Annotated in this window: 6 protein-coding genes; 4 read left to right on the top strand and 2 right to left on the bottom strand. The window is 56.8% G+C overall.

Translation table 11 applies throughout. The features are described from left to right. Both ACR0CG_RS11735 and ACR0CG_RS11730 read left to right on the top strand, forming a co-directional pair. Window positions 1-80: EF-Tu C-terminal domain-related protein (locus ACR0CG_RS11735; protein ID WP_480525033.1), on the top strand; the 80-nt coding region annotated here is incomplete at its 5' end. Window positions 81-318: 238 nt separating this feature from the next. Further along, window positions 319-2,031, top strand: a complete 1,713-nt coding sequence (locus ACR0CG_RS11730) for an amidohydrolase (RefSeq protein WP_480525018.1) — start codon at window positions 319-321, stop codon at window positions 2,029-2,031. A 218-nt stretch (window positions 2,032-2,249) separates the two neighbouring features. Here the strand turns inward: ACR0CG_RS11730 and ACR0CG_RS11725 are convergent, their stop codons facing one another. Further along, window positions 2,250-3,506 (bottom strand): surface lipoprotein assembly modifier, encoded by a 1,257-nt coding sequence (locus ACR0CG_RS11725; protein WP_480525016.1) that lies wholly within the window; start codon window positions 3,504-3,506, stop codon window positions 2,250-2,252. A 237-nt stretch (window positions 3,507-3,743) separates the two neighbouring features. Between ACR0CG_RS11725 and ACR0CG_RS11720 the strand changes: the two genes are divergently transcribed. Beyond that, entirely contained in the window at window positions 3,744-4,682 is a 939-nt protein-coding gene (locus tag ACR0CG_RS11720; RefSeq protein ID WP_480525013.1) for a transferrin-binding protein-like solute binding protein, read from the top strand. Window positions 4,683-4,813: 131 nt separating this feature from the next. Here ACR0CG_RS11720 and rpe read toward each other — a convergent pair whose 3' ends face one another. Further along, entirely contained in the window at window positions 4,814-5,500 is a 687-nt protein-coding gene (gene rpe / locus ACR0CG_RS11715) for a ribulose-phosphate 3-epimerase (RefSeq protein ID WP_480525011.1), read from the bottom strand. A 207-nt stretch (window positions 5,501-5,707) separates the two neighbouring features. Between rpe and phnC the strand changes: the two genes are divergently transcribed. Next, window positions 5,708-6,529: a phosphonate ABC transporter ATP-binding protein gene (phnC, locus tag ACR0CG_RS11710; protein ID WP_480525009.1), complete on the top strand. Its 822-nt coding sequence runs from the start codon at window positions 5,708-5,710 to the stop codon at window positions 6,527-6,529. Window positions 6,530-6,589 lie beyond the last annotated feature (60 nt).

Genomic DNA, 6,589 nt, shown 5'->3' with positions numbered 1-6,589 from the left:
TGGAGAACGGTCTGCGTTTCGCCATCCGCGAAGGCGGCCGCACCGTCGGCGCCGGCGTTGTGTCGAAGATCATCGAGTAATTCGCATCTGCAAAAAGCTACGGAAAGGGCGTCCCACGGGACGCCCTTTTTTTTGTTTTTGCTAAGCCTTCTGTAATGCTAACTTCTTTCGTATTGAGACATTGCAATTAGAAAGAGTCATAAGATGCATTTTTCGGCGCGTTCATTTTGTCTTGTCATAGCAGTTGTTTTCTCATCTACCTCAGCGTCTTCACAACAGATTGCGGATAAGATCTATCACGGAGGGCCCATCGTAACGATGAACGATACGGCTCCGTCCGCCGAAGCTGTCGCAGTTAAAGATGGGCGCATTCTTGCCGTTGGGTCGCTGTCTGACTTGTCGGCGCATCAGGGTGAAGAAACCGAAACCTATGATCTGGAAGGGCGCGCGATGCTTCCAGGTTTCGTAGACAGCCACGGGCATGTCGTTTTGGGGGGGGTGCAGGCTTTGTCCGCCAACCTTCTTGCGCCACCGGACGGGGAGGTCACTGATATCGCCAGTCTGCAATCCACACTGACAGACTGGGCCGAGGAGAATGCGCAGGCTGTTGAAAAGGTCAAAATGATCATCGGCTTTGGTTACGACAATGCGCAACTAAAGGAACTGCGCCACCCTACGCGGCAGGAGTTGGACGTGGTGTCCGAGGACCTGCCGGTCGTCATTATTCATCAGTCTGGGCACCTGGGTGTGGCAAACTCGAAAGCCCTGGAGTTGGCAGGCATCACAGCCGCCTCAGAGGCTCCTCCGGGTGGGGTCATTCAACGCGATGAGGCCGGGGAACCAAATGGTGTTCTGGAAGAATACGCGTTCTTTTCGGTTCTGGTGCCGATTTTGGGGAATCTGGGCGAGGAAGGTCTGGCGGCTTTTGCCCGAGCCGGAACCAAACTTTGGGCAAAGTTTGGATACACGACCGGGCAAGAAGGCCGGTCATCGGGTGAAATAGTCGAAGCTCTCAAGAAAGTTGCCGCAGAAGAAGGGCTTCCTATCGACGTTGTCGCGTTTCCAGATGTTCTCGAGTCGAGGGAGTATATTGGCGCAAACACCTCGGCGGATTATGACAACCGGGTTCGGGTAGGTGGCTGCAAGTTGACAATTGACGGATCGCCGCAGGGCTTTACAGCTTTGCGGGATCGACCCTATTACGATCCGGTTGGAAACTATGCCGCCGGGTATGCAGGATACTCCGCCATCACAATGGAGCAACTCCAGGATGCCGTGAACTGGTGTTTCGAGAACGGTTTCCAGATCCTCGTACACTCCAACGGTGAAGGGGCATCGGACATGCTGATTGCGGCCCTCGAAGAGGCGCAGATCAAGTATGGGGATCCGGGCAATCGGCCTGTTCTGGTTCACGGTCAATTTCTGCGAGAGGATCAGGTCGCCAGCATCAAACGGTTAGGAGTGTTCCCGACGCTTTTCCCTATGCACACATTCTACTGGGGTGATTGGCACCGGGAACACACAGTCGGTCCAGTGAATGCCGACAATATCTCTCCAACAGGGTGGCTGCATGAGCGGGACATGATGTTCGGCACGCATCACGATGCCCCGGTCGCCTTTCCGGACAGTATGCGTGTCCTTGCGGCGACGGTTACACGTCGAACACGGTCTGGTGACATTCTTGGGCCGCACCAGAGGGTTGATGTGATGACTGCGTTGAAAGCCATGACAATTTGGCCCGCCTGGCAACATTTCGAAGAAGATCAGAAGGGCTCAATCGAAGTTGGAAAAGTCGCCGATTTCGTCATTTTGTCCGACGATCCAACTGCTGTTGATCCCGAGAAGCTGGCCGAACTTGAAGTACTTGTGACCATAAAGGGGGACGAGGTTGTCTATGAGGCCGAAGACGGTATCAGGGAAGGCAATCTGCAATTCTCGCCGTTTTCGAAGGATCCAGTAATCGCGCATCTTTTTCTGCATGCGGTTTATCAAGGGATGAAGGTCGAAACCCCATGGCTCGTGCGGAATTAACATGAGTTTTTTCGCGGAAAGCTGAGGCGTTTTGTCGAAGATCATCGAGTAAATCGCATCTGCAAAAAGCTACGGAAAGGGCGTCCCGCAGGACGCCCTTTTTTGCTTCGTGCACGGCCGAGACTACTTCGCGAATGATCTCGGGGTGCGGACTCTGCTGAACATAAGGCCGTTCCACTCCTGCAAGCGGTTTGCCCTGCGGACGTGACCGCCCATTTTCAGAAACGCCGCTCGAAGCCCAGCTCAAACTCGGTTTCCGTATAGCTGTAGGCCCGGATATCAGACTGAGTTCGGTTGTATTCCAGTTGCAGGAACGGCGAGAAGCCGTTGCCGAAAAACAGATCGTTTTTTTCGACCCTGACTGCCGTACCCCATGACGTCTCGTCCGGTGAAGCGGTGAGGATCGGGCTAGGGGTCTGGAATGTCTTGTTTTCAAGATAGACGGACGGACGAAACGTGAAGCCGCCGCGAGTGTCAACCTGACCAAACAGGGTCAATCGCTTGCGCAAGTAATTATCCAGATCGCCTTCGACTGACTTGTCCTGGATCAGTGCGCTCAACCCGATGGATCCCCGCCCGCCGATGGACCGGCGAACACCAAGTTCGGCCTGAAATTCATGACCGTCCAGCGCGCTGTTTGTCGGGTTGTGCAGGCGCGACGCAGACAGCAGACCAAAGACAGATCCCCCGAGCAGGTTTCTGCGTTCGAATGCGGTTTCCAACGCGATGCGGTTTTCGAACACATTGCCGCCGACCAGTCGGGTCGAGAGGGCCGGCCCGAAAGACACGGTGGTCAACGGGGCGAGGGTGCGCAGACCGAACCTTCCAACGAAAATGTAGTCATCGTAGTTCGAGGTTCGCGCCTCGGTCACGTCAAACGCCAATGATGCAAATGCAACGGTATCGAGGTTGGAAAAGGAAAGGTCGACCGGTTTGCGAAAATTCGCCGCTCCGGTGATGCGCAGGCCGAGTTCAGTCGAGGTGTCGCGGTCCAACGTGAACGGCAGATTCAGCCCGAACAGGTTCAGTGTGATCTGGTCCGTGTCGTATTTGCGCGGATTGCCGACGGTGGTCAGGCCGAGGCTGAGATCCCAGTCGAACCCCCGGTGGGCGTCGATCTGCCGGATGTAGCTGAGAACACGGGCGCGCACAGGGTCCGGCAGATCGCCAGAAAGAACGACAAAGAACTCGTTTCGTGACCGGTCCCACTGACGGGCCAGAAAGAATGCGCGGGCCAATTCCAGCCTGACCCGCACGAGATATGGATTGGCCGCGAGTATCGAGGAGAACTTTTCGATTGCAGCTTGCGGTTGTCCGCGTTGCAGATCCGCAAGGCCGCTTAGAAACAAAGCTTCGATTTCCGTTTCGTCGACGAACGCAGCAACTGGTACTTTGTTTTCTGACTGGGCGCGGACGTCGGTATTGGGTAACAGGACAAACAGTAAGCTGAAGGCGGTAAGCAGAATACGGGTCAAGAACAAGCCTTTTTGAACGTCATCCGGCGCCAGAACGAAATTGAGTGGCGCGGTCTATTTTTGTTGTTGTGGGAAATCATTTTTGCCTTGAAAACAATATTGTGCGTCAATCCGGCCCACAGTGCCTATCGCATTTTCAGCAACAAAAACATTTCCTATAGATTGCACGGGCGGCATCACTTGCGCCGTATGGGTGAGTAACTAATGTGCCGTTTCAGATTTGACTATGGAGCAGTTATGAATTCCCAAACACGTTGCCTGATTGCAGCATTCATCCCCGTATTATTCCTTGGCGCATGCGGCGGAGCCGCCGGTCTTGATTTTGATGGCGGCGGCGGCGGTGAGTCGTCCTCTGGTGGTGGAAATTCCGCCGAAGGGCCGATTTCAACAACACCGGCCCAGAAAATCAATCTGCCGCAGGATGGCACCGCAACTTTGAACGGCAGGGCAGTCGTGCAGGCGTATTCGTCAAATCAGGCCAATGGTCAGGTCATCGTTCAAAACCAGACTGGCCCCATTCCATCGGATCTGACGCTGATTACAAGCGGCGGAAACATCGTTGCGGCGACGGCTGTTTCGGGGGGGTCCAGTTTCAATCTGGACAGCCGCAATGGTGACAGGATTGATCAAGGTACGGCGGCGGTCACCTTCAACTCTCCGGATTTGAATTCCGGTGCAACCATTCTGGACCCAACCCGGACACGGTTTGAGTATCAGACCTTTGGAGCGTGGTTGCATGACCGGAACCAGCCGTCCGGTACTGCGGGCGCCGGGTCCTATGGCTCGGTTACGCCGACCGCCGACATGCCGCGCGGGCAGACCGCCAGCTATCAGGGTGCAAGCACCGGGATTGCACGGCGCGCCGATGGAACCCACTATCAGACGGTTTCCGAAGTCAATGTGTCGACAGATTTCTCCACCGTTTCGATGAGCAGCACCAATACCGTGGCAGACAGCCTGCTGGTCGGAGGGAGCACCGGTCTCGCCCCAGAGTTGGATTTCGCAGGTACCGGCAGCGTTTCGAACTCAGGCTTCGTGGCGAATGTCGCCGGTTCGGGAACCAGCGGTCAGGCTCATGGTGTATTCTACGGCCCCAATGCAGAAGAAGTTGGCGGGACCTTTCAGACCACTGGCGCGAACGGAGTGTCATATATCGGGGCGTTCGGCGCAGATTGATCACCCTGCAAGAGCCTTTCTGTGTAAAGGCTCTTGCTGTCAGGGCTGAATGCAGGTGTCCCAAGCCTGTTACTTATGGGCTTGGGTTTCGTTGCCAAGAGTTCCTCGTGTTTATCTGGCCGCCATGACGCCTAGAGTGCGGAGTTTGCGGCCGACCGGACTGCCTGAATGTTTGCACCGTATACTTCGGGTCTGGAGACCGAGCCGCCCTTGAATACGGCGGAACCGGCGACCAGTACGTCCGCCCCGGCGGCAGCGACCAGCGGTGCCGTCTGGGGATCAACGCCCCCGTCAATCTCGATGTGAACCGGGCGATCACCGATCATCTGCCGCAGGTGGCGGATCTTTGCGGTCATATCGATGAATTTCTGGCCACCAAATCCAGGGTTCACCGTCATGACGCAAACGAGGTCCGTCAGGTCCAGCAGATGCTCGACCGCCTCGGCAGGGGTTCCCGGGTTCAGCGCAACGCCAGCCTTCATCCCGGCGGCCCGGATTGCCTGCAAGGTGCGGTGCGTATGTGGGCCCGCCTCGACATGGGCGGTCAGGATGTCGGCACCCGCATCGGCATAGGCCTGAATGTAGGGATCGACCGGCGTGATCATCAGGTGCACGTCCATCACGGTCTTCACATGCGGGCGGAATGCCTTCACCGCTGGCGGACCAAAGGTCAGGTTCGGCACAAAATGACCATCCATGACATCGACATGCACCCAGTCGGCGCCCTGGGCCTCGATCGCCTGAATCTCTTGTCCGAAATTGGCGAAATCGGCGGACAGGATGGATGGGGCAATCTTGATGGAACGGTCAAAGCTCATGGCTGGCCTCGTGCTCAGGTAACGTGTTGCCCGCGCATATAGCCGCGATTGATGCCAATGGGTAGGCCCAATCCCGCGTTTGCGGGGCTTGGAGCCGAGTGGCCGATACTTGCAGCACGGATCGCAGTTACAAAACCTTCATCGAACCGACACATCCCCGTTGAGTGCCGTCTGTAGCTGGCCACCAACACGTTTTGGGGGTGGCAAGTGCTGCGTATCGAAAAACTGACCAAGCGATTTGGTGACAACGTTGCTGTCGATGCGGCAATGCTGGATGTGGACAAACCTTGCATGATCGGGATCATCGGACGGTCCGGGGCGGGTAAATCGACGCTGTTGCGAATGCTCAACCGGTTAACCGATTCCAGCGATGGCCGCATCCTGTACAAAGACCGCGATGTTACCCGACTGAAAGGCCGGGAAAAACGGTCCTGGCAGGCCGAGTGCGCAATGATTTTCCAGCAGTTCAATCTGGTGCCGCGCATGGATGTAGTGTCGAACGTGCTGCACGGGACGCTGAACCGACACTCGACACTGGCGACGATATTCAACCTGTTTCCGATGGAGGATATCCATCGCGCTATCGACATACTGGATCGTCTTGGCATTGCCGAACATGCGCCAAAGCGGGCTGAGGCCCTGTCGGGGGGGCAGCAGCAACGCGTCGCCATCGCACGTGCCCTGATGCAGGACCCCAGGATCATACTGGCGGACGAACCCATCGCCTCGCTGGACCCGATGAATGCGCAGGTCGTGATGCAGGCCCTGCGCCGTATCCACGAAGAGGACGGCCGCACCGTCATCGCAAACCTTCACACGCTGGATACTGCGCGCCGCTATTGCGACCGCGTGGTTGGTATGCGCGACGGGCGCATCGTGTTTGACGGGTTGCCCGAGCAGCTGACCACCGGGGTTGCCCGCGAAATCTATGGCGCCGACGCCAGCTTCTCTGAAGAGGCGACATCGACCGAGATCGAAACGCTCGACGCCACCCAGAAGGCCCTGATGGAAGCCGAGGCCACCATCTGAGCCCCCCACCTTTCATCGCCCGGCCCGATGAGAGGTCGGGGTAATCAAACTGGAGAGAGA

This window comes from Ruegeria sp. AB8 (assembly GCF_056542605.1).
Note: the sequence above shows the minus strand (reverse complement) of the source record. Positions and strands in the feature narration are given on the sequence as shown.